18 protein-coding genes and 1 pseudogene are annotated in these 21,675 nt (G+C 57.4%); 9 read left to right on the top strand and 10 right to left on the bottom strand.

Annotated features, from left to right (window positions below):
* Complete coding sequence (locus KHA73_RS12320; protein WP_234584589.1) at positions 1–1,455, top strand: efflux transporter outer membrane subunit; 1,455 nt, start codon at positions 1–3, stop codon at positions 1,453–1,455.
* Positions 1,456–1,851: 396 nt separating this feature from the next.
* Complete coding sequence (locus tag KHA73_RS12315; protein WP_234584588.1) at positions 1,852–2,214, top strand: hypothetical protein; 363 nt, start codon at positions 1,852–1,854, stop codon at positions 2,212–2,214.
* A gap of 320 nt (positions 2,215–2,534) precedes the next feature.
* Here KHA73_RS12315 and KHA73_RS12310 read toward each other — a convergent pair whose 3' ends face one another.
* A complete protein-coding gene (locus KHA73_RS12310; RefSeq protein WP_234584587.1) occupies positions 2,535–4,634 on the bottom strand; it encodes a peptidase domain-containing ABC transporter in 2,100 nt (699 codons plus the stop codon).
* Positions 4,627–5,901: pseudogene (locus KHA73_RS12305) on the bottom strand (HlyD family secretion protein). Before KHA73_RS12305 ends, KHA73_RS12310 begins: the two are co-directional and overlap by 8 nt.
* A 332-nt stretch (positions 5,902–6,233) precedes the next feature.
* On the opposite strand from KHA73_RS12305, the gene KHA73_RS12300 reads away from it, so the two are divergent.
* The gene (locus KHA73_RS12300; RefSeq protein ID WP_234584586.1) at positions 6,234–6,584 is read left to right on the top strand and encodes a DUF1493 family protein; all 351 of its coding nucleotides are present in this window, start codon (positions 6,234–6,236) and stop codon (positions 6,582–6,584) included.
* Positions 6,585–6,593: 9 nt separating this feature from the next.
* Here KHA73_RS12300 and KHA73_RS12295 read toward each other — a convergent pair whose 3' ends face one another.
* Positions 6,594–7,163 (bottom strand): DJ-1/PfpI family protein, encoded by a 570-nt coding sequence (locus KHA73_RS12295; protein ID WP_234584585.1) that lies wholly within the window; start codon positions 7,161–7,163, stop codon positions 6,594–6,596.
* A 261-nt stretch (positions 7,164–7,424) separates the two neighbouring features.
* On the opposite strand from KHA73_RS12295, the gene KHA73_RS12290 reads away from it, so the two are divergent.
* Complete coding sequence (locus KHA73_RS12290; protein WP_234584584.1) at positions 7,425–8,966, top strand: long-chain-fatty-acid--CoA ligase; 1,542 nt, start codon at positions 7,425–7,427, stop codon at positions 8,964–8,966.
* Between the two features lie 52 nt (positions 8,967–9,018).
* On the opposite strand, the gene KHA73_RS12285 is transcribed toward KHA73_RS12290, so the two are convergent.
* Positions 9,019–10,293 carry a Glu/Leu/Phe/Val family dehydrogenase gene (locus KHA73_RS12285; protein WP_234584583.1) on the bottom strand — a complete coding sequence of 425 codons (1,275 nt, stop codon included), beginning with the start codon at positions 10,291–10,293 and terminating at the stop codon, positions 9,019–9,021.
* A 636-nt stretch (positions 10,294–10,929) separates the two neighbouring features.
* On the opposite strand from KHA73_RS12285, the gene KHA73_RS12280 reads away from it, so the two are divergent.
* The 3 genes from KHA73_RS12280 to KHA73_RS12270 all read left to right on the top strand — a co-directional run bounded on the left by KHA73_RS12280 (position 10,930) and on the right by KHA73_RS12270 (position 14,156).
* Complete coding sequence (locus KHA73_RS12280; protein ID WP_234584582.1) at positions 10,930–12,378, top strand: amino acid permease; 1,449 nt, start codon at positions 10,930–10,932, stop codon at positions 12,376–12,378.
* Positions 12,379–12,477: 99 nt separating this feature from the next.
* Positions 12,478–13,098 carry a helix-turn-helix transcriptional regulator gene (locus tag KHA73_RS12275; protein ID WP_234584581.1) on the top strand — a complete coding sequence of 207 codons (621 nt, stop codon included), beginning with the start codon at positions 12,478–12,480 and terminating at the stop codon, positions 13,096–13,098.
* 95 nt (positions 13,099–13,193) lie between these two features.
* On the top strand, positions 13,194–14,156 hold the full coding sequence (locus tag KHA73_RS12270; protein ID WP_234584580.1) for a bifunctional helix-turn-helix transcriptional regulator/GNAT family N-acetyltransferase: 963 nt from the start codon (positions 13,194–13,196) through the stop codon (positions 14,154–14,156).
* On the opposite strand, the gene KHA73_RS12265 is transcribed toward KHA73_RS12270, so the two are convergent.
* Entirely contained in the window at positions 14,140–14,505 is a 366-nt protein-coding gene (locus tag KHA73_RS12265; RefSeq protein WP_234584579.1) for a winged helix-turn-helix transcriptional regulator, read from the bottom strand. The two genes, KHA73_RS12270 and KHA73_RS12265, sit on opposite strands and share 17 nt — an antisense overlap.
* 105 nt (positions 14,506–14,610) lie before the next feature.
* Between KHA73_RS12265 and KHA73_RS12260 the strand changes: the two genes are divergently transcribed.
* The gene (locus KHA73_RS12260; protein ID WP_234584578.1) at positions 14,611–15,165 is read left to right on the top strand and encodes an NAD(P)H-dependent oxidoreductase; all 555 of its coding nucleotides are present in this window, start codon (positions 14,611–14,613) and stop codon (positions 15,163–15,165) included.
* Between the two features lie 26 nt (positions 15,166–15,191).
* Here KHA73_RS12260 and KHA73_RS12255 read toward each other — a convergent pair whose 3' ends face one another.
* Positions 15,192–15,968 (bottom strand): NAD(P)H-dependent oxidoreductase, encoded by a 777-nt coding sequence (locus KHA73_RS12255; RefSeq protein WP_234584577.1) that lies wholly within the window; start codon positions 15,966–15,968, stop codon positions 15,192–15,194.
* Between the two features lie 84 nt (positions 15,969–16,052).
* Between KHA73_RS12255 and KHA73_RS12250 the strand changes: the two genes are divergently transcribed.
* Positions 16,053–16,955, top strand: coding sequence for a LysR family transcriptional regulator (locus KHA73_RS12250; RefSeq protein ID WP_234584576.1), 903 nt, complete (start codon positions 16,053–16,055; stop codon positions 16,953–16,955).
* A gap of 68 nt (positions 16,956–17,023) precedes the next feature.
* On the opposite strand, the gene KHA73_RS12245 is transcribed toward KHA73_RS12250, so the two are convergent.
* From KHA73_RS12245 to KHA73_RS12230, 4 genes are all read right to left on the bottom strand, one after another.
* On the bottom strand, positions 17,024–17,185 hold the full coding sequence (locus KHA73_RS12245; protein WP_234584575.1) for a hypothetical protein: 162 nt from the start codon (positions 17,183–17,185) through the stop codon (positions 17,024–17,026).
* Positions 17,186–17,323: 138 nt separating this feature from the next.
* A complete protein-coding gene (locus KHA73_RS12240) occupies positions 17,324–19,369 on the bottom strand; it encodes a TonB-dependent copper receptor (RefSeq protein ID WP_234591155.1) in 2,046 nt (681 codons plus the stop codon).
* Between the two features lie 201 nt (positions 19,370–19,570).
* On the bottom strand, positions 19,571–19,945 hold the full coding sequence (locus KHA73_RS12235) for a DUF2946 domain-containing protein (protein WP_234591153.1): 375 nt from the start codon (positions 19,943–19,945) through the stop codon (positions 19,571–19,573).
* Positions 19,946–20,366: 421 nt separating this feature from the next.
* Positions 20,367–21,668: a PQQ-dependent sugar dehydrogenase gene (locus KHA73_RS12230; protein ID WP_234591151.1), complete on the bottom strand. Its 1,302-nt coding sequence runs from the start codon at positions 21,666–21,668 to the stop codon at positions 20,367–20,369.
* Positions 21,669–21,675: the final 7 nt, after the last annotated feature.

Raw genomic sequence — 21,675 nt, 5'->3', positions numbered from 1 at the left:
GTGCCGCAACGTTTAATTACCCTGGTGCTTCCGCTGCTGTTGGCGGGCTGCATTTCACTGGATCCCGATTACCAGCGCCCGGCGGCGCCGGTGCCGGCCAATCTGCCGCAGGGCGCCGCCTACGCCGCGTCGAGCGGCAAGCTGGCGCTAAGCTACCCGGACGTCGCCTGGCGCGATTACGTCCAGCACCCGCAGCTGCGGCAGGTGGTGACGATGGGGCTGAACAGCAGCCGCGACCTGCGGGAAGCTATCGCCAACATCGCGTCGGCGCGGGCGCTGTACGGCGAGCAGCGCGCGGCGTTGTTCCCCAGCATTAACGCCGGCGCAGACGGCAGCCGCGGGCGGGCGCTGACCGGCAGCGGCAACGCCACCGCCATCAGCCAAAGCTACGAGGCCACGGCCGGTACCAGCGCCTTCGAGCTGGATCTGTTCGGCAAGAACGGCAGCCTGTCGCGGGCGGCGTTTGAAACCTATTTGGCGAATTCCGAGGCGGCGAAAAGCACCCGCCTGACGCTGATCGCCGATATCGTCACCGATTGGGTGGCGGTGGCGGCGGAACGCAGCAATCTGGCGGCCGCTCAACAGACGCTGGACAGCGCCAAACGGTCGTTGGAGGTAACGCGCAAGAATCAGCAAAACGGCATTTCATCCATGGTCGACGTGGCCTCTGCGGATACCCTATACCAGCAGGCGCGTTCGGACGTCGCCAGCTACACCACCAGCGCCGCGCAGGCGAAAAACGCGCTGGATCTGGTGGTGGGGCAAAGCGTGCCGGAGAAGTTGCTGCCCGCGGGGATCGAAGCGCTGTCGGGCATGATGAAGGAGCTGCCGACGCACCTGTCGTCCGCCGTGCTGCTGAACCGGCCAGACGTGCTGGAGGCCGAACATAATCTGAAATCGGCCAACGCCAATATCGGCTCGGCCCGCGCGGCCTTTTTCCCGACCATCAGCCTGACCGCCAACGGCGGCGTGGGCAGCAGCGAGCTGTCTTCATTGTTCAGCCACGGCGCCGGCGTCTGGTCGTTTGCGCCGAGCATCAGCCTGCCAATCTTCAGCGGCGGGTACAACACCTCACAGCTGAATTACACCAAAGCGCAGAAGGATCTGTACCTCGCTGGCTATGAAAAGGCGGTGCAGACGGCGTTTCAGGAAACCGCCGATGCGCTGGCGCGCCAGGGCACCATTCAGGAACAGCTGGCGGCGCAAAGCGGCTATGTCGCGGCATCGCGGGAGTATTATCGGCTGGCCGATCTGCGTTATCGGCACGGGGTGGACAGCTACCTGACCATGCTGGACGCCCAGCGCACGCTGTATAGCGCGCAACAGTCGCTGGTCGCCGCGCAGCAAACCGCTTATGACAACCAGATCACCCTGTACAAGGTGCTGGGGGGCGGCATTGCCGCCGAACGGCAGGGCGATGGCGTGGCGGCCACTCAGGCTACCCTTAGCCGTTGACCGAAAACACGCGGGCCGATGAATTGGCCCGCGTGTTAATACCGATGATGAGTGACCCTGAGCAGGGCCACAACCCAAGTTCAAGGCCTCGGTGATTAATAGCAAATCGGTGCTGGAGGTTACATTCCATAAATATATTTAAAGCTTGCAAATTAATTATTCTTCACGTGAATAAAAAAACACATTGCATGTAACCGGTTTATTTTAAAGGAAGGCCCAATGGCTTGATTTTTAGGTGCAGTCAGTCGAGCCTCTACGCAATAAAAAGGATAAACACTGATTAAATCAGGTGGTGGTTTATGGAAAAAGCATTGAAAAAATACCGCCGATAAATTATTAATAAATTGCCTTACATACTTTTACATGGTTCAGTATCCTCATCAAAAGGAGTTGTTTATGAAAGTTCTTGATCCTTCAATGCTTGATTTTGTCTCTGGTGGCCGAGGGAATAATGGCGGCGATCGTGTTGATAATGGTGGGAAAACGAAAGGTAGCTCCAAAAAAGATGGAAATAAATCTGGCGGTTTTTATGGTAAACATACCTCACCAGATTGTGTCAACGGCATGCTAGCAGGTATGGCAGAAGGTGCAGTTGGAGGTCCTGCGGGTATGGCTGCTGGGTTGGCTAAAGGGGCTATTACAGGCGGATGTTTTAAAGACTCCGCCCATGGTGGTGGCAATGTCGGAACAGGACCTGGCGGGAACAAAAGTGGTGGTAGTTGCAGTGGTAAAAATGGATCTGGCGGTTGCAGTTGGTAAGACTCCTCCATGATTTATATAGGATGGAACGGTGTTCCATCCTTTTGAAAACGGGTGGTTAGGGTAATGAAAAAAATGCAAAAAATCGGTGCGATTATTATAGGGTTGTTCTTGTCATCATTTTTCTTGTCTGGTGCAGGGGTGAGTAAAGACTATTTGTATTCAGCTCCAGAAAATCTGTCAAAAATTGTTGTGTCAATTTGGTTTTCTATTTCTATTATTCTGGCAATTTACAAGTTAATTTGTTACTTATTCAAGCCTCAGAGTTAAACTATAAAATTCGTGTATACACCATAAGTATAAAATACCTATGGTGTATGTCATGTTAAAGATATTACTCTATCAGCTGACTCAATAGTACTTTCTCTGTGTGCAATGATAACCCTAGTAATACGAAGTCCCTTGATCGCTTGATTAACCACAGCTTCACTCTCTTTATCCAACGCACTGGTAGCCTCATCCAAGAACAAAATTGCCGGTTTCTTGTAGATTGCCCGTGCAATGAATAGCCGCTGCTTTTGCCCTCCGGATAATCCTTCACCCAGTTCCCCGATCAGCGTTTCATACCCCATCGGCATTCGTATGATCACTTCGTGTAGAAAGCTGGCGCGAGCACATTCCTGCATCCACGAGTCATCTACCTTGTCCGCAAACCCACAGATATTCTCTCGGATAGAACCGGAGAACAGTTTGTCGTCCTGCATTACACAGGCGACCATCTTGTGGTAGTTATTGATACCGAGCTGCTGGATATCAATGCCATTCACCTCAACTCGGCCTGAATCTGGGGGAAATAGCCCACATAGTACTTTCATCAACGTGGTTTTGCCGGCGCCGGATGGACCAACGATAGCCACGCTTTCTCCCGCCTTAACCGTGAGTTCCAGAGCCTTAAAGATGGCTGGCGACTGGCTGTCATAGCGATAGCTCAACCCATGGGTCGTCAATCCCACCGGCTTCAGATTCGTATCGCAATGAAGATCAGGCTTACGATTCTCCCGCGGGTGCAAAGCGATATCGGCAATACGCTCGTTATGCAGACTCATCATGCGTAGCTGCAGTAAAAATTCCGTCAGCGATCCGATGCGCTCAGAGAATTGCCCCCGGAAGGCGCCGAACGCGACAAACATCCCGATGGTCATTTGATTATCGATCACCAGGCTGGTTCCCAGCCACAGAATTGCGACCTGATCACAGGCGGCGAACAGCGTACTGATGCCGCCAAACAACATGTCCATTTTGGTGATCCGAATACCGGTATTGATGGTGTCTATTTCTAGGTTGAGCCAGTGAGCAATGCGGCGTTCCGCCATGCCCTGCATTTTGACGGTAGCGATGCCGTACAGCGTTTCCATAAAATACGAACCGGCCCGCGCCTCTCTGACCAGGGCCTCCTCGGACAGTTTTCGGTAATAGCCGTAGGTCAGGAGGCGAAGCAAAACGTATAGTGCGGTGAACGCGATTACCACCCAGGTCAGCCAGCCGCCATACAGCACCATCATCACCAACACACCAATGACCATGATACCGTCCATGATGGCGCCGACGATACTCGTGGTGAAGGTGCTGCGCAGCGTGTCCAATGAGCCGAAACGCGACTGAATGTCACCCAGTTTTCGTCGTTCAAAGTAGCCCAGTGGCAGGCGCAGCAAATGGGTAAACAGACCGGACTGCCACTGTACATTGATGAGCGTCGCCATGACCAGTCCGGACCAGGCTCGCACCATACCGATGGCCGCCCGCAATAGAATGAACATCATCAGTCCGGCGCAGATGAGCGTCAGCAACCCGCGATCCCCGGCGGGTATAGCGTGATCCATCACCAGCTGCGTGCCAATCGGCATCACCAGGTTGATGGTTTCAAATACCAGAGACAGACAAAATATTTTGCCGAGCGCCCCTTTCAAACCGTGCACGCTGCCGATCAGCGTGCGAAGGCGAATTTTGTGGAGGACGCTGTCGGCGGTAAATTCACTGCCGGGCCAGGCCTCGAGCGCTACTCCGGTAAAACTGTGTGACAGCTCCGTCAGGCTTACGGTCCGGTGGCCACGCACTGGGTCATGCAACACCACACGATTATGTTTCACGCTGACCAGCACCACGAAGTGGTTGAATTCCCAATGCAAAATGCAGGGTGTTTTCAGCGCACCGAGTTCGTTCATATCCAACGACAGTGGGCGGGTGACCAGTCCCAGCTGTTCAGCTATACCGGTCAACCCGGTCAGAGTGGCGCCGCGGTTAGACAGGTTGAATTGCCGGCGTAATGCTATCAGATCGATATTTTTGCCGTAGTAGCCACATATCATCGCCAGGCAGGCAAGACCGCACTCCGAAGATTCGGTTTGGTGAACCATCGGGACTCTATGACGCAGGCGCATGTCCAACTGGCTGATCAGCTGTTTGAAGGTAAGCTTACTCATCGACTGGCCCCGCAGAACTGTGTTTCATGTCGTAGAACGGTGATAGCATCCATTGATAAATCTTCCTTTCTTCGAGAAACAGAGTACTTTGCGCTTTCATACCGTTTTCCAGGCTCAGCCGTTTGCCATTGTAGCCAATGTCCTGTTTTTTCGGTCTGACAATCACCTTGTAGTACGGTACGGCAGCGGTCAAAGCGACTTTTGGAGCCCCCTGGTAGGTCAGCATTTCCTGCGGTGAGGCGGGGGATTTGGATATGACGGAGACGATGCCGGCGAACTGACCGAATTTCTCCGCCGGAAAGGCGTCATAGCGCACATTGACCTTATCACCGACGGTAATATAAGGGATGGCGTCGTTGGGTACCCAGAGCACCAGCGCATAGTGATCTATTTCGTGCGGGATCACCTGCAGCAGACTGTCGCCGAGGTTAACCATTTGTCCGACAGTGACGCTCAGAGAGTCGATGCGCCCGTCGGCCAGCGCGCGCACGACGATCATCCCGCCAGCATCTATGTTCAACAACTCCTTTTGCAGCTCATAGCGCTGCAGCTCCATTTGGTAAATCTGGTTATCGAATTCGGCGGCCTGGGTGTGGAGCTGACTTTCCAGCACGGTGATCTGCAGGGCGTTTTGCTCGTTTTGACCGGACAGGCCGAGCAGGTTGTTCTGTTGCTGATAATACAGCGCCACTTGGTTGGTAAGCTGGTCCTTGTTGATCAGCCCTTTGGCCTGATAGTGCCGGTAATTCTCCATATTCTCCTTCATAATGCGTATCCCTTCCTGGGCTCGTCGGAGAATATCGGTGGAGTGCGCAAACGCGGCGGTATACCGTGCTTTCTATTTTTCCAGCATCGCGAGCGTGGCCTGCTTGCTGCTTTCCAGTCGGCTGATGATGTGCGCAATACGCGCCAACTGAGCGTTGATATCCCGGCGCTGATTATCGCTAAGCACTCCGCTGCGGGTACTCTTGCTGACGTCGATCTGGTAAATGGGAGTACCGGCGGCGACTACTTGTCCTTCGGTGACAAATTGTTTAACCACCACCCCCTGAACGGCGGAATAGACGTTGGCGGCGCGCGGATAGGTGCTGATCTCGCCTGTCACGTTGACCCTTCGGGTATAGGTGCCGGCAATAACGAAGGTGAGAAACGCAATGAAAAAAAACAGGCACAATCCTGCTGTGAGCCAAACAGGAATGCCAGGCAACAACAATGCCCGGCCACGCCACTTCAATTTCTGGTTATCGATCGCTTCCTGGCGAAACACCTTTTTTCTTCCTTAAGAGGAGGGGATGTAGTTAATCACGACCCATCATGCCGAAAAAAATTCGCTACGCACTCGCCGTGTGGCAAGCGGGGCTGTTTCAAATTTATATGAGGTGGTTACAACATAACCAACGCAGCAAGGGTTTTCAATGAGAACAATATATTGGGCAAGGAATAGCTCCCTATCCGTTTGAGAAAGGCGCCGCTGGGGCCACAAGCGGCAGAAGGGGTAATGAAAACGTAAAGAAAGGGAAAACCCGCCTGACGGCAAGAACTCGCGCCGGAGGGAAGAGTCTGATGGATAACTCACCATTCCGATTCAGGGTTACCGCTATGGCAGCAGACATCCAGCAGCAGGTTATTTCGCTTATCGCCGGCTTTAGCGCTCGCGGTTTTCTCAAAAAAGACCTCGTAATTACCGCAGAAACCGAGATCAACAGGGCGCTCAGCCTGTCGTTCAGCGATTCCAATGCGCTGATGCGGCGTTATTTCGATCAATTCGGCATCGACAGCAGCAACTACAACCACGAGCTGTATTTCCCCTCCGCCCACAGCGGGCGCTGGTTCTCGTCCGGCGCCAGCCATGAACATATCCGCGCGCTGTGCGTTTCCATGCTGGTGCGATCGGCGCGCGCCAAACGCTGGCTGTACGACATTCATTTCCTGATCGAACAGCTCAGATAAAACCGCCGCTTATTGCTGCAGCACCTCGGCGAACTTCGCCAGCCATTGGGGATGCGCGGGCCAGGCCGGGGCGGTGACCAGGTTGCCGTCGACGTGCGCCTGATCGATGCCGATGTCGGCATAATGTCCACCGCTGAGCCGCACTTCCGGCGCGCAGGCCGGGTAGGCGCTGCAGGTGCGGCCTTTCAGCACTCCGGCGGCGGCCAGCAGCTGCGGGCCGTGGCAAACGGCGGCAATGGGTTTGCGCGCGGCGTCGAACGCCTGCACCAGCTTGATCACCTGCGGATTGAGCCGCAGATATTCGGGCGCCCGGCCGCCGGGGATCAGCAGCGCGTCATAGTCTTCTTCTTTCGCCGCAGAAAAATCGGCGTTGAGGGTGAAACGGTGGCCGGGCTTTTCGCTGTAGGTTTGGGCGCCGTCAAAGTCATGGATCGCCGTCATGATGTAGTCACCCTTGGACTTGTCGGGGCACACCGCGTCCACCTGGTGGCCAATCATCTGCAACGCCTGAAACGGCACCATGGTTTCGTAATCTTCGGCGTAATCGCCGACCAACATCAAAATCTTCTTCTTGCTCATGATGGCTGTGCTCCGGGAATAGGGATAAAGCCTAAGTATGGCCGAAAAAATCACCAATCTCCTGGAGGATCAATTGCGTCTCCTGGGGGGTAAATTAAGCAGGGACAGATAACCCAATGAAATCTGTTTGAATATAATCTCCTTTTGCCTCTATTTATCTAACCAAATTGTGATGGTTAAGGCATTGTTTCTATTACCTGATTCTATACTCGTGATACTGCGGCGCTTCGCCGGCCGCTCAATTTTCACGGAGAATCCTCGATGCTTAATTTGGCTACCTTGCTTGAAGAGAGCGCGCGTTCCTGGCCAGACCGCCCGGCGGTGGTACAGGACGATACTCCGCTCAGCTACCGCGCGCTGAATGAGATGGCCAACCGGGTGGCAAATCTGTTGATCGCACGCGGGGTAAGGGCCGGCGAAAGGGTGGCGCTGGCTTGCCCTAATCGGCCGGAGTTTCCGGCCATCTACTATGGCATCCTCAAAATCGGCGCCACCGTTGTGCCGCTGAATACCCTGTTGAAAAGCGCCGAATTTGAATATTACCTGGCGGATTCGGCGGCGGTGGCCTTCTTCTGCCATGAGGGCAGCGAGGGGTTGCCGCTGGCGGCCGAAGCGCGGCGCGCTTTTGACAACGCCGAGCATTGCCGCGACTTTCTGATTATCGGCGACCGGTTGCCGCTGAGCGGGGAGCGTTTCAATCAGGCGATCGCCGAGCAGCCCGCCGCGTTTTGTTCGGCGGCCACGGCGGAGACCGACACCGCGGTGGTGCTCTACACCAGCGGCACCACCGGGCGCGCCAAGGGGGCGGAGCTGAGCCATGCCAATCTGACGCTCAATGCGTTGGGGTCGGTACGGCTGTTCGAGGGATCGGAAACGGATCCCGATCGCCATCTGGTGACGCTGCCGTTGTTCCATACTTTCGGCTCCACCGTGCAAATGAACGCCGGTTTCGCCAGCGCCGCCACGCTGGTGTTGATGGAGCGCTTTGACGCCGCCCAGGCCATCGCGCTGATGCAAAAACATGGCATTACCTTCTTCGCCGGCGTGCCGACCATGTACTGGGCACTGTTGAACGCGCTGGACGATAGGGTGGACCTGGCGCGCTTGCGCAGCACGCTGCGCATGGCGGTATCCGGCGGCGCCAGCCTGCCGGTGAAGATCCTGGAGGATTTCTCCCGCCGCTTCGGCATCAATATTCTCGAAGGCTACGGGCTGTCGGAAACCAGCCCGGTCGCCACCTTTAATCATCCGCGCAGGCAGAACAAAGCCGGCTCGATCGGCCAGCCGATTTGGGGCGTGGAAGTGCGGCTGCTGGACGTGACCGGCCAGCCGATTGACGGCGTCGATCAGGTTGGCGAGTTGGCGGTGCGCGGTTACAACATCATGAAGGGCTACCTGAACCGGCCGGAGGCGACGGCCGAAGCGCTGGATAACGAGGGGTGGTTCAGAACCGGCGATCTGGGCCGCCGCGATGCCGACGGTTTCTATTTTATCGTCGACCGCGCCAAGGACATGATCATCCGCGGCGGTTTTAACGTCTACCCGCGTGAGATTGAAGAGGTGCTGATGCGGCATCCGGCGGTGTCGCTGGTGGCGGTAATCGGCGTCGAACACCCGGCGCTGGGCGAGGAAATCAAGGCGGTGGTGGTGCTGAAGGAGGCGGACGACGGCATTGCCGAAGATGAACTGATCGCCTGGAGCAAGGAGCGGCTGGCGGCCTACAAATACCCGCGCATTCTGGAGTTTGTCGAACGTTTGCCGATGACCAGCACCGGGAAGGTGTTGAAACGCTGTCTGCGTTAGGGGAAAGGGCGAAGAAATCCCGGCCTGCAGGGGCAGGCCGGGAAACCAGGCATCAGCCCGGGTAGATACCGCGTTCTTTACGTGCGGTCAGGATGCGCTCACAGGCCACGATATAAGCGGCGGTGCGCAGGCTGCACTCTTTCTCTTTGGCCTTGTTCCAGACGTGGACCATAGCGTCGGTCATGATCTTGTCCATACGCTCGTTGATCTCGGACTCGCTCCAGAAGTAGCTGGCCATATCCTGCACCCACTCGAAGTAACTCACGGTTACGCCGCCGGCGTTGCAGATAACGTCTGGCACTACGGTAATGTTGCGTGAGCGCAGCACGTCATCCGCATCCGGGTAGGTTGGGCCGTTAGCGCCTTCCAGCACCAGCTTGGCGCTGAGGATTTCGGCGCGCTGACGGGTAATCTGGCCTTCCAGCGCCGCTGGGATCAGGATATCCATGTCAACGGACCAGAAGGCTTCGCTTTCGATCTCGCTGGCGCCAGGGAAACCGGCGATTTGCTTGTTCTTGGTCTGCCATTCGGTCAGCGCGTTGAGGTCGATGCCGTCGGCGTTGAACAGGGTGGCGGAGTGGTCCTGAATCACCACTACGCGCGCGCCGACGCCAACGAACAGGCGAGCCGCTTCGCTGCCCACGTTACCAAAGCCCTGAACCGCAACCTTGGCGCCTTCGATCTGCACGCCCAAACGCTTGGCCACTTCGCTGCCGGTGACGAATACGCCGCGGCCGGTAGCTTTTTCACGGCCGAGAGAACCGCCCAGGTGGATAGGCTTGCCGGTAACGACGCCGGTGATGGTGGTGCCGTGGTTCATGGAGTAGGTGTCCATCATCCATGCCATCACTTTGGCGTTGGTGCCGACGTCCGGTGCCGGGATGTCTTTCTGTGGCCCGATGATGAAACCGATTTCGCTGGTGTAGCGGCGGGTCAGTCGCTCCAGTTCGCCTTCAGACAGTTTGAAAGGATCGACGCGGATGCCGCCTTTGGCGCCGCCGTACGGCAGGTTGACCGCCGCACACTTGATGGTCATCCAGGCGGACAGCGCCATGACTTCATCCAGATCGACGTCCGGGTGGAAGCGGATGCCGCCTTTACCCGGGCCGCGGGACAGGTTGTGCTGAACGCGGAAGCCTTCAAAATGGCGGATGGTGCCGTCATCCATCTGCAGCGGGATATCAACAATCAAAGCGCGCTTAGGATGACGCAACGTATCGATCCAGCGCGACAGGTCGCCGAGGTACGGGGCGACGCGGTCGATTTGTTGCAGATATGTGGCCCAAGCCGTGGTGCTGCTTTCTGAAGCGTAGGATAGCTTTTCCATAACCAACCTTTTTTATATAGAGGTATTTATTTTGTTTAACCGTGGATTACCGAGTGCATAACACTTTGCGACGCTCAATTTACCACTAATTATGCCGCTTGTTAGCCCCCATCTCATCGGGCCAGAGGGCGGCCGGGGACGGGCTGCGGGGTGAAAAGTGAATAGTTAATTACTTTTCGCCGGCAGCTCTCGACAGCATGCATATTTTATGCATAAAAAACGCATAAAACCCGTTTTAACCTATTTTTCAGAAGCTTGAATGTGATCAAAAAGTTTCATTTTATTTAAGTGCCATGTTGACAATGCCGTTTCCCGCCGCCAGAGTTAAATTCATGTTAAAACGGCACCGGCGTCGTTTTTTTGTTGCACAAGGTAAATTTTAATTTATTGCTATTCAGTAGGTTACCTACCACGCCCAGGCTTCGCATGCCAAACGTGGGCGATATCGCAGTTTGCACCACCGTTTTATGAACAACAAAAATTATCACCTCTCTGTAACAACAGGGCGGGCATCGTTTGGTCTGAATTTCTTGTTTGCCGGTAGAACGCCCTGGCGCGTTTCACTCCTGCTGCAACTCGCGCTGCGCGGAAGCGATCGCGGTTGCTTAATCGCCTTAACGACGGACAGGTAACACCATGACAAAAAACCACCACGATCGGTTGAACCCAGGTTCAGCCGAGGGGCCAGACTGCGCCCAAACATTGCAACGCGGCCTGAGTTCGCGGCATATTCAGCTGATTTCGATCGGCGGCGCCATCGGCACCGGGCTGTTTATGGGCTCCGGCAAAACTATCGCGCTGTCCGGCACCTCGATTGTGATCACCTACCTGATCGTCGGCTTCTTCATGTTTATGGTGATGCGGGCGATGGGGGAGCTGCTGCTGACCCGGCTCGACTATCGCTCGTTCGCCGATTTCGTTTCCGAATATCTGGGGCCGAAGGCCAGCTTCTTTCTTGGCTGGTCCTACTGGTTGAGCTGGGTAGTGACCTGTATCGCCGACGTGGTGGTGTGCGGCGGCTATGTACAGTACTGGCTGCCAGAGGTATCGCCCTGGCTCCCCGCGCTGCTGACGCTCGGGCTGCTGTGCCTGTTCAATATGCTGTCGGTGAAAATGTTTGGCGAGGCGGAGTTCTGGTTTGCAATGATCAAGGTGGTGGCGATTGTCGCGCTGATCGTCACCGGCGCCTGGATGGTGTTCCACGGCTGGACCTCGCCGGACGGCGTTACCGCCTCGGTACGCAACGTTACCGATCCCGCCATCTTTATGCCGCACGGCATCTTCGGCTTCTTCGCCGGCTTCCAGATAGCCATCTTCTCCTGCACGGGTATCGAGCTGCTCGGCACGCTGTCGGCGGAAACCAAAAATCCGGAAAAGGTGCTGCCGAAGGCGATCAACGTGATCCCGGCGCGGATCATCATCTTCTACGTGTTCTCGATGTTGACCATCATCGCCGTCAGTTCGTGGAGCCATATTTCCCCCGACAGCAGCCCGTTCGTAATGCTGTTCGACCAGGCGGGGCTACCGGCGGCGGCGGCAGTGATCAACTTTGTGGTGCTGACCTCAGCGATGTCTTCGGCCAACAGCGGCGTCTACTCCAGCACCCGCATGTTGTACAGCCTGTCGATGGAAAAGCACGCTCACGTGCAGTTCCGCATTTTGTCGCGCAATACCGCCATTCCTATCCGTAGCCTGCTGTTCTCGTGCTTCTGTATGGTCGTCGGCACCCTGTTGTTGATCCTGGTGCCGAACGTGATGACGCTGTTTACCATCGTCTCGACGGTGGCGGCGATCCTGGTGGTATACAGCTGGGGCACTATTCTGGCGGCCTATCTGGTTTACCGCAACAAGCGGCCGGATCTGCATGCAGGCTCTAATTTCAAGATGCCGGGCGGGGTGGCGATGGCCTGGCTGACGCTGGCGTTCTTCGCCTTTACGCTGGTGCTGATGGTGTTTGACCGCGATACGCTGATTGCCCTGTGCAGCATGCCGCTGTGGTTTATCGCCCTGGGGCTGATCTGGCGCTTCCGGGTGCGCGACAGCCTGGCGCGTGAAGGCTACGTGTTCAGCGCCGGGGCGGAATAAGCTTCCGCGAGCGCGGCTCAGGTCGCGCTCCGCTCGGCAAGCGCACGCAACTGAGGTATGCTAAGCGCTTGAAACAGCACCACACGGAGACACAGCAGCGTGCCTAACACCCCCTCCCAACTCGAACTCTTGCGGTCGGTCGCCGACGGTATCGCAGCCCTGTTTTTCCCTAACGTCGAGGTGGTGATACACGATCTGGCCACCAACAAGGTCGCCTATTTGGCCAACAATCTGTCGAAGCGCAAGCCGGGCGATGACGCCGGGCTGGAGGATTTCGAACTGAGCGCCGAAGCGAAAGTGACCGGCCCCTATGAGAAACTCAACTGGGACGGCAAGAAAATGCGCTCGGTGAGCATCGCCGCGCGCGATGAGCAGGGCAAGCCCAGCTATTTGCTGTGCATTAACCTGAGCACCGGCACTTTTGAAGACGCCAGAAACGCGCTGGACATGTTCCTGTCGGTAACGCGCCTGCAGCCGCAGCCTCAACAGCTGTTCAAGGACGACTGGCAGGAGAAGATCAATACCTTCCTGCATGAGTGGCTGCGCCGCGAGAATGCGGCCCTGGGTTCGCTGACTCGCGAGCAAAAGAGATCGCTGGTCAACGACCTGTATCATGAAGGGGCGTTCAAGGCCAAAAGCGCCGCGGACTATATCGCCAACGTGCTGTCGATGGGGCGCGCCACGGTTTACAAGTATCTGCGCGAGCTGAAGCAAGATTAATTTCGGTTGCGCCCGATGATGCATGCAAGGAAATGTTGATTTTCCGTCCGGCGGCGATATAGTTGTAATATACAACCATATCGACAGGGGCCATCATGTCAACCGCTTGCCATACCTATCTGCAGCCCATTCGCGACGCCAGCCGCCAATTAGTGCGAGAACTCGGCTTTATGGGCAGCACGCTTGCCGGCACCGATATGCCGCCCTCGGCGGTCCACGCACTGATAGAGATAGGCGAACAGCGCGCCAATACCGCCGCAGCGCTATGCGGGATCCTGAACCTGGAAAAATCCAGCGTCAGCCGCATGTTGAGCAAACTGATCAAAGCGGGACAATTGGCGAATACCCCCAGCGATACCGATGCGCGTGAGAAGCTCCTGATGTTGACGGATCGGGGCCGAGAAACGCTGGCAAGCATTAACCGCTTTGCGGAGCGGCAGGTTATGGCCGCATTGACGGGGCTGCCCCCAGGCGCCGACGCCGCTATCGCCACCGGTTTACAGACCTATGCCGCCGCGCTGCGCTCAGCGCGGGCGACAGATGCGCCCGCTAAGGCAACCATTGAGATTGTCAGCGGCTATCGGCCCGGCTTTGTCGCCAGGACGCTTGAAATGCATATGCAATACTATGCCCGTACGGTGGGGTTCGGCGCCTTCTTCGAGGCCAAGGTGGGGGCGATGCTGGCCGATTTGGCCGCGCGGCTGTCGCATCCGCAAAATGAAACCTGGCTGGCGCTGGGCGGCGGCCGCATACTCGGTTCAATTTCCATCGACGGTGAAGGGTTAGGCGATAATCGCGCTCATCTGCGCGCCTTTATCGTCGACGATGTGCTGCGCGGCAGCGGCATTGGCCGCCAATTGCTGGCTAAGGCGGTGAATTTTTGTGATGAAAAACCCTTCCGCGAAACCCATCTTTGGACCTTCAAAGGGCTGGATTCAGCCAGGCATCTTTATGAAAGCGCCGGCTTTGTGCTTAACCAGGAACAACCCGGCACGCAGTGGGGCAAGCCGATGACGGAACAGCTGTTCGTGCGCCGCGGCGTTAGCCCTGCGGCGTAGCGCCGCCATCGCGATGCCGCTCGCCCCAGTCGCACATCATGTCGATAACCGGGATCAGCGAGCGTCCTCGTTCGGACAAGCTGTATTCCACCTTGGGCGGGATCTGCGGGTATTCCTTTCGGATCACCAGACCGTCTCTTTCCAGCTCTTTCAGGGTTGAGCTCAACGTCTTGTAAGATATGGTGCCGATGCGGCGTTGCAGCTCATTAAAGCGCAGCACCGGCTTATATTGCGCCAACCAATACAGAATGATCATCTTGTACTTCCCGCTGATCACCGCCAGCGTATAGCCGTAGCCAGTCTCTTCCAGCCTGATGCCCGTCGGGCTGCAAATGTCTTCAGCGTTCATTTTACGCTTTCCTCAAGGTAAGTATGTGTAGTCAGTGTGCGTATTTTACATCTTTAAAGCATACCCTATGATGCGTCGGTGAACCCATTAAAAGGAGATGCCCGCATGAAAACGCTGGTGGTTGTTGCTCACCCGGATATCGAGAACTCGGTGATTAACCGGAAATGGCTGACCGAGCTGCGGAAATACCCCGAGCTTTATACCGTGCACGAGTTGTATCGCGCTTACCCTGACTGGCGGATTGACGTGGCCAAAGAGCAGCAGCTGCTGGAGGCGCACGACAACATTGTGCTGCAGTTCCCGATCTTTTGGTTCAGCAGCCCGCCGTTGTTGAAGAAGTGGCTGGATGACGTGCTCACCTATGGCTGGGCTTACGGTTCAGGCAGCGGGTACAGAATGCAGGGGCGCAAAGTGGCGCTGGCGGTGACGGCGGGCATCAGGGCGGAAGATTATGCGCAGGACGGCCGCTACAAATACCCGTTGGAAGAGATATTCCGGCCATTTGAGGTCACCGCTAACTACGTTCGCGCCGACTACGCGCCGTTTTTTGCGTTTTACGGCGCGGAGTCGGCTTCGGACAGCGCCGCTGCGCAACTGAGCGGACAGGACATCGAACGCAGCGCCGCAGATTACCGGGCCTTTATCGCCGCGTTGAATTAACCGCGCCCCGGCCGGGGCGCATGACCTTAGCGGAGATGTGCGCCGAAACCGCTGCGTTGCGGCGCAATCTCATCCTTCAACGTCAGCTGGGGGATCAGATAGTCGCCCGCGTTTTGCCGCCGGAAAGGGATCGGCGCAGTCTGCCACAGGGCATCAAGCCGCTGCCCCAGGGCGTCGCACAGGGTGGTGAAGCGCGCCTCGTCGACCCGGCCGGTGCGGTAGGTGACAAAAGGCGGCAGCACCTCGAAACCGGGGTAGTGCAGAATGCCGTGCTGGATCGGGAACAAGATGTCATCGATCGGGCCATTGATACCGCGCGCCGCATAGTGCGACTGCCACCCGCCGGTGCTGACGATCAGCATCGCCCGCTTGCCCGCCAGAGTGCCTTCGCCATAGCGATCGCCCCAGCGGGCGTCGGAATGCTCCCCCACGCCATAGGCGAACCCATAGGCATAGACGCGTTCGACCCAGCCCTTGAGGATCGCCGGCATCGAGAACCACCACAGCGGAAATTGCAGGATCACGGCGTCGGCCCACAGCAGCTTTTGCTGTTCGCGTGCGATGTCTTCGCTTTGCAGCCCCGCGGCGAACGCGCGCTGCGACGCCTCTGAGGGATCAAAACGCGCCGCCTGTTGTTCTTCCTGGCTGTCATCGGCGTCCAGCACCGCTTTCCAGCTCATGGCGTACAGATCGGAGACCTGCACCTGGTGGCCCGCATCATGCAGGCGCTTAACCGCGAAATTCTTCAGCGAGCCGTTCAGCGACTGCGGTTCGGGGTGGGCGTAAACGATCAAAATATTCATGGTAAACCTCCGTTGCAAGATAACTGCAGGGTAGGCATCCGTCAGGTATATTAGAAATGAATTTCTGATATTCCAGGTATTACCATGACTAATTTAAGGCAGTTGGATCTCAATTTGCTGGTAACGCTGGATGCGCTGCTGGCGGAACATAACGTCACCCGGGCGGCGCAGCGGCTTAATTTTTCGCAGCCGTCGGTCAGCGTGCACCTGGCCAAACTGCGGGATATTTTTGGCGACCCCTTACTGCTGCCTGGCCCGCGCGGCATGCGGCCGACTGCGCGTGCAGAGCAGCTGCGCGAACCTTTGCGCCAGGCTTTGGCGGCGCTGGAATTGGCGGTAGCACCGAGCGCGGCGTTCGATCCCGCCGTGGCTGCCAACACCTGGCGCGTGGCTGCCTTCGATTACGGTGAGTCAACCATCGTGTTGCCGGCGCTGGCGGGCCTGAGAACGGCGGCGCCGAATACCCGGTTAGCGGTGGTGGAAACCGCGCCGGCGCGCATCGCCCGGCAGGCGGAACAGGGCGAGATCGACCTGGCCTTTCATACCCGGGAAGGCGCGCCGCCGAATCTGCGTCAGCGTATCTTGTTCAACGAACGCTACGTATTGGCAGGCCGGATGGGCCACCCCAAACTGCAAAAAAAGCTGACGCTGGGGCAATTCTGCGAGCTCGAACAGGTGATCGTTTCACCGGATGGCGGCGGATTTTTCGGCATTACCGACCAGGCACTGGCGGAAATCGGGTTAACCCGGCGAGTGGTGCTTTCCGTGCCGCATTTTCTGTTCGTGCTGTCGGTGCTGGCCAGCTCCGATCTGGTGGCCATGCTGCCGGAACGGTTGCTGCGTAATCAGAGCGCGCTGCAGGTGGTTGAACCGCCGGTTGCGGTGCCGGGATTTGAAATGACCATGTTATGGCCTGAGCGGTCTCACCGGGATCCGGCTCATCAGTGGCTGCGCGAACATATTATGCAGGCGGTGCAAGGCTTCTGACGGTGGAATAGAAATGACTATGCCGGTTTAAGCGGGGGGAGCTTGGCTGAGGCGCACTCAGCCGGAGATTACATAAACAGGAAGCGGTCGGCCAGCGGAACGGAGCGCTCGATGCGCGGCGGCAGGGCGCCATGAGATTCAGCCTGTGCGCTGGACTCTGGTACAGCATCCTCGGCTTTTTCAATCAGCAGCTCGCTGAGCAAAGCCCAAAAGCGATTGATGGTTTTCATGTTTCCTCCAGCCATTGATTTACCCTGACTGGCATAGTAATCCCCATGGATAACGATGGGAAAAACTTAAAAAACATATCTTAAGATCCTAATCGCATATCGCTGACCGGGCAAGGGCGAACCCTCGCCCGGTTTTACTCAGAAGCTGACGTTGATTTTGGCCCACAGGGTGCGGCCAGGCTCGTTAACCGAGGTATTGGCCGAATAGCCAAAGGTGCTGTTGCCCGCCAGATTCAGGTGCTCGCTGTAGGTTTTGTTCAGGATGTTGTCCAGGCCGGTGCTCAGCTTGACGCTCTTGTTCACCTTATACGCCACGTTGGCGGACAGCACGCCGAACCCTGGGCTCTCGGCAAAATCCTTGCCCACCACGTTACCTTCGTTGATAGCCACTCGGTGCTGGCTGCTGACCAACCGCCACAGGCCGGTGCTGCTCCAGTCGCCGCGTTCATACGTCAGCCCGAGGCGCGCCTCCAGCGGGGGGATCTGCGGCAACGGCCGGCCATCGCTGGTGTTTTTGCCCCAGGCGTAGGCCAGACTGGCGTCGGTTTTCCAGTGTTCCGCCAGCTGGTAGCCAAAGCCCATTTCTGCGCCCATGATGTTGGCGTTAACGTTGTCCGCCTGGCTGATGCGCGGGTGGTGAGGATCGTATTTAAACAGGATAAAGTCATCGACCCGGCCGACATAGGCCGAGACCCAGCTGCTGAGGCGCTTGCCGCTGTATTGGGCGCCGATATCGAGCTGGGCAGTCTTCTCGCTTTTGACGCTGGAGAACGCCTGTTTGCCGCCTGGCCCGAAGGTTGGCGAGAACAGCTCCCAGTAGTCGGGGAAGCGTTCGGTATAGCCGATGCCGGCGTACAGCATCAGCGGCATTTCCGCCAGCGTATGCTCAAGGCGCATAAAGCCGGCGGGCAGGGTATCTGAGCGCTCCACGTCCTGACCGTTGGAGAAGTTTTCCACCAGGCTGCGATCGAGGCGTGCGCCGCCGATCGCTTTGTTTTGCTCATTGACGGCCCAGGTCAATTCGCCGAAAGCGCCGTAGTTATTGAACTGCGCGTCTTTTTGCCAGGCGCCGTGGCTCATATTGCGGTGGGTATTGGTCTGGGTGTCGACGCCGCTTTCCAACTTGACGTCCTGCCACTGCCAGGTTGCCATCACCCGCCCGCCGAGGGTGCGGCGATCCAGCTGCATGGTCATGCCGGAAGCCATATTCATGCCGTGATGCCCGCTCATGCCGCCCATCGACATGCCGCCCTGGCCGGGGGAGCGCAAGGTCGTGTTATCCATGATGTGGTTGGCGTAGTGGTAATAGACCTGCGCCTCCAGCTTATCCAGCACCTCGCCGATATTCGATTTTTCGACACGCATGCCCAGGCTTTCGCGCTTGAACTGCGAACCGTCCATGCTGCGCCCGGCGTAGCGCGCTTCGCCGTTGCCTCTGCCCATGGTCACTTCCAGCAGGGTGTCGTTGTCCGGCGTCCAGCCCAGAGCCAGGTCGCCGTTCCATTTATCCCAGCGTGACGGCACCCGGTTATTGGCGCCATCCTGGTAGTCGTTTGAGCGGGATTTATTGCCCATCACGCGCAGATAGCCTTGTTCAGCGCCCAGGCTGGCGTCGATGTTTTCGTCCCACCGGCCGTTGGAGCCGGTCAGCACGCTGGCGTTGCCTTTGACGCCCGGTTTATCGAAGCGCGGCCGCTCGCGCTCGAAGCGCACCGTGCCGGCCGATGCTCCCGGCCCCCACAGCACCGTTTGCGGCCCTTTGGTGATGGTCAGCAAATCGTAGCTTTCCGGTGAGATATACGACGTGGGCGCATCCATGCGCGCGGGACAGGCGCCCAGCATCTCCGAGCCGTCGGTGAGGATTTTCAGCCGTGAGCCGAACATGCCGCGGAACACCGGATCGCCATTGGTGCCGCCGTTGCGGATTTGCGCGAAGCCGGGGATGGTTTTCAGGTAGTCGGAACCGTCGCTGGCGGGCACCGGCTGCCTTGGCGTTTTCGGCGACGTCACTATGGTCAATGGCGAGTAGAGCGGTGCGGTGACGGTGATCACCTCACCGTCGGCGGCGCCATGTTGCTGCTGCGCCGCCTGGGCGTGGAAGGTCGCCAACAGAAAAAGCGGCATGGCGGCGGTGATGGAACGGCTTACGGCGTTCTTTTTATAATTTGTAGCTGCTGCGAACATTATCTTTCCTTAATGCAAAAAATAGTTTCCGTCGCGGTGGATTATTATTCAGGCGCGGGGCGGCCTGGCGATATCACACCACGATAAAAACGGAATCAATCCAAAATAATATTGCGTACGGCGCTATTTCCTACGGGCGAAATAAAGCCACCCGGTTGAATAACCCTCAACGGGAATAATACGGCGACAGTACGACTATTTTTAAAGCAACGGGAAAGAAGCGGGCGGGGCGCGAGGCTGTAATTCGGTCTCAATGACGTGAGCAAACAGCGGGGGAATATAGCGTAGCGGCGGCGCGCGGGAACTGATTGAGGCAGACCAGAACAGCGGCGCCCGGGTTAAATCCAGCAGCGGGGCGTGGATCAACAGTACGCAGTAACCGCAGGCGCTGTCGTCCATCATCATCGCCATGTTATGGCTGCCGGTGTGCGTCATCGCCGCATGGGCGTTCGGCTCCGGTGCCGGCTGGTGATGCATCGGCATCTCCATGCCGCAATCCGCCATGGTTGTCGTTTCAGCATTGCCGACGCGCGCATGCTCCAGGGATCGCGAGATCACCGGAGCGATAAACAGCATCAGAATGGCAAATATCCCTAACCAGGCGGGCGCCCGGCTTCGTGATACATGGGCCTGAATTAACGACACATTTAACCTAAATACAGGGTTAACATAGGGTAGGGAATTGTACTGGTTTATGCTGCAAATGTTAAAACATTTTATGCCGGGTCAACGGCCTGTTGGCGATTCTATTGCGATATGGCGTTTAATTTCTGCGCCAGAGGCGGTTTCTGCCATATATAATTCACCTATCTAAATAAACGGGAGAAAATAATGCCGGACCCTTTGGCCGAGAATATCATCGCGCTCTATGAAAAACATGCAGGCGCCTGGGCACAATTGAGATCAACCAGCCTGTATGAACGGCCCTGGTAGCAGGGTGAGTGACAATGTCACCAAAAGGCATAGGCGCGGCCAACATGGCCACGCCTATGAGGGACTATTTGGCGCTGATGCGCCAGACGGTATTGCCGACGTCGTCCGCCACCAATAGCGCCCCTGACTTGTCGATCGCCAGCCCAACGGGGGCGCCATACAGCTCTTTTTCGTCGTCAGAGACAAAGCCCGTCACCACCGGTTTGGGTTTGCCGACCGGTTTGCCTTGCTCAAAGGCGACGTAGCTTACCCGATAGCCGCTCAGCGGCGAGCGATCCCAACTGCCATGCTCGCTGATAAATGCACCGCCATGATAACCGACCGGCAGGTTGTCGCCGGTATAGAACAGGAGGCCAAGCGGCGCCACGTGCGAACTGATGGCGTAGTCCGGCTTGATGGCTTTGGCCACCAGATCCGGGCGCGGTGGTTGAACCCGATGATCGACATGCTGGCCGAAATAGCTGTAAGGCCAGCCATAGAAACCGCCATCCTGCACCGAGGTCAGATAATCCGGCACCAGATCGGCGCCAATCTCGTCGCGCTCGTTAACGATGGCCCAAAGCTTGCCGGTCTGCGGTTCCCACTGCAGGCCGGTCGGGTTACGCAAGCCGGCGGCGAAGATGCGGCTGGCGCCCGAGGCGACGTCTACTTCCAGCACGGCGGCGCGGCGATACTCAACAGCCAAACCGTTCTCGGTAATGTTGCTGTTGGAGCCGATGCCGGCATACAGCTTCTTGCCATCGGGGCTGGCGAGCAACGCCTTGGTCCAGTGGTGGTTAATGGTATCGGGCAGATCGGCCAGCTCTTTACCCGCATCGGTAATCTGCGTTTCGCCTGGCTGATAGGGGTATTGCATGATGTTGCCGGTGTTGGCGACGTACAGCGTATTGCCAATCAGCTGCACGCCGAATGGCGAATTGAGGTGCTGCAGGAAAACATGCTTCTCCCATTTACCGTCTGCGGTTGGGCGCAGCAGGGTGATGCGGTTGCCGCCTTTGCCGCCCTTGCCGGATTGGCCTTTGACCAGCCCACCGACCAGCTGTTTGGGCGTGGTGACGGCCTCGGTACCGGGGCCATTGGCTTCGACCACCAGAACATCGCCGTTGGGCAGGGTAAGCAGCTGGCGTGGGTGCAGGAAACCGTCCGCCACTTTCTCTATTTTCAGATCTGCGGCGACTTTTGGCATCCGATCCGCCTGCCAGCCCACGCCTTTCGGCACTTGCATCGGCGGCATCAGGAAATTCTGCGCGGCCGGCAGTTCGGGATCTGGCCCTATCTGCCGTTCAGGATCGATGGCGGCTTTATTGTCGCAGCCGGCCAACATTAAGGTGACAGCAATGGCGATCGCCATAGGGGATGTTTTCATGTGGAAT

This window comes from Serratia entomophila, from assembly GCF_021462285.1.
Lineage (GTDB): Bacteria > Pseudomonadota > Gammaproteobacteria > Enterobacterales > Enterobacteriaceae > Serratia > Serratia entomophila.
The sequence above is the reverse complement of the archived record's forward strand: the minus strand, read 5'-3'. Positions and strand labels throughout refer to the sequence as shown.

Coding starts and splice junctions, on each gene's coding strand:
- KHA73_RS12315 (WP_234584588.1), top strand. CDS start 1,852: ATGAAAGTTCTTGATCCTTCAATGCTTGATTTTGTCTCTGGTGGCCGA.
- KHA73_RS12310 (WP_234584587.1), bottom strand. CDS start 4,634: ATGAGTAAGCTTACCTTCAAACAGCTGATCAGCCAGTTGGACATGCGC.
- KHA73_RS12300 (WP_234584586.1), top strand. CDS start 6,234: ATGGCAGCAGACATCCAGCAGCAGGTTATTTCGCTTATCGCCGGCTTT.
- KHA73_RS12295 (WP_234584585.1), bottom strand. CDS start 7,163: ATGAGCAAGAAGAAGATTTTGATGTTGGTCGGCGATTACGCCGAAGAT.
- KHA73_RS12290 (WP_234584584.1), top strand. CDS start 7,425: ATGCTTAATTTGGCTACCTTGCTTGAAGAGAGCGCGCGTTCCTGGCCA.
- KHA73_RS12285 (WP_234584583.1), bottom strand. CDS start 10,293: ATGGAAAAGCTATCCTACGCTTCAGAAAGCAGCACCACGGCTTGGGCC.
- KHA73_RS12280 (WP_234584582.1), top strand. CDS start 10,930: ATGACAAAAAACCACCACGATCGGTTGAACCCAGGTTCAGCCGAGGGG.
- KHA73_RS12270 (WP_234584580.1), top strand. CDS start 13,194: ATGTCAACCGCTTGCCATACCTATCTGCAGCCCATTCGCGACGCCAGC.
- KHA73_RS12265 (WP_234584579.1), bottom strand. CDS start 14,505: ATGAACGCTGAAGACATTTGCAGCCCGACGGGCATCAGGCTGGAAGAG.
- KHA73_RS12260 (WP_234584578.1), top strand. CDS start 14,611: ATGAAAACGCTGGTGGTTGTTGCTCACCCGGATATCGAGAACTCGGTG.
- KHA73_RS12255 (WP_234584577.1), bottom strand. CDS start 15,968: ATGAATATTTTGATCGTTTACGCCCACCCCGAACCGCAGTCGCTGAAC.
- KHA73_RS12250 (WP_234584576.1), top strand. CDS start 16,053: ATGACTAATTTAAGGCAGTTGGATCTCAATTTGCTGGTAACGCTGGAT.
- KHA73_RS12245 (WP_234584575.1), bottom strand. CDS start 17,185: ATGAAAACCATCAATCGCTTTTGGGCTTTGCTCAGCGAGCTGCTGATT.
- KHA73_RS12240 (WP_234591155.1), bottom strand. CDS start 19,369: ATGTTCGCAGCAGCTACAAATTATAAAAAGAACGCCGTAAGCCGTTCC.
- KHA73_RS12235 (WP_234591153.1), bottom strand. CDS start 19,945: ATGCTGTTTATCGCTCCGGTGATCTCGCGATCCCTGGAGCATGCGCGC.
- KHA73_RS12230 (WP_234591151.1), bottom strand. CDS start 21,668: ATGAAAACATCCCCTATGGCGATCGCCATTGCTGTCACCTTAATGTTG.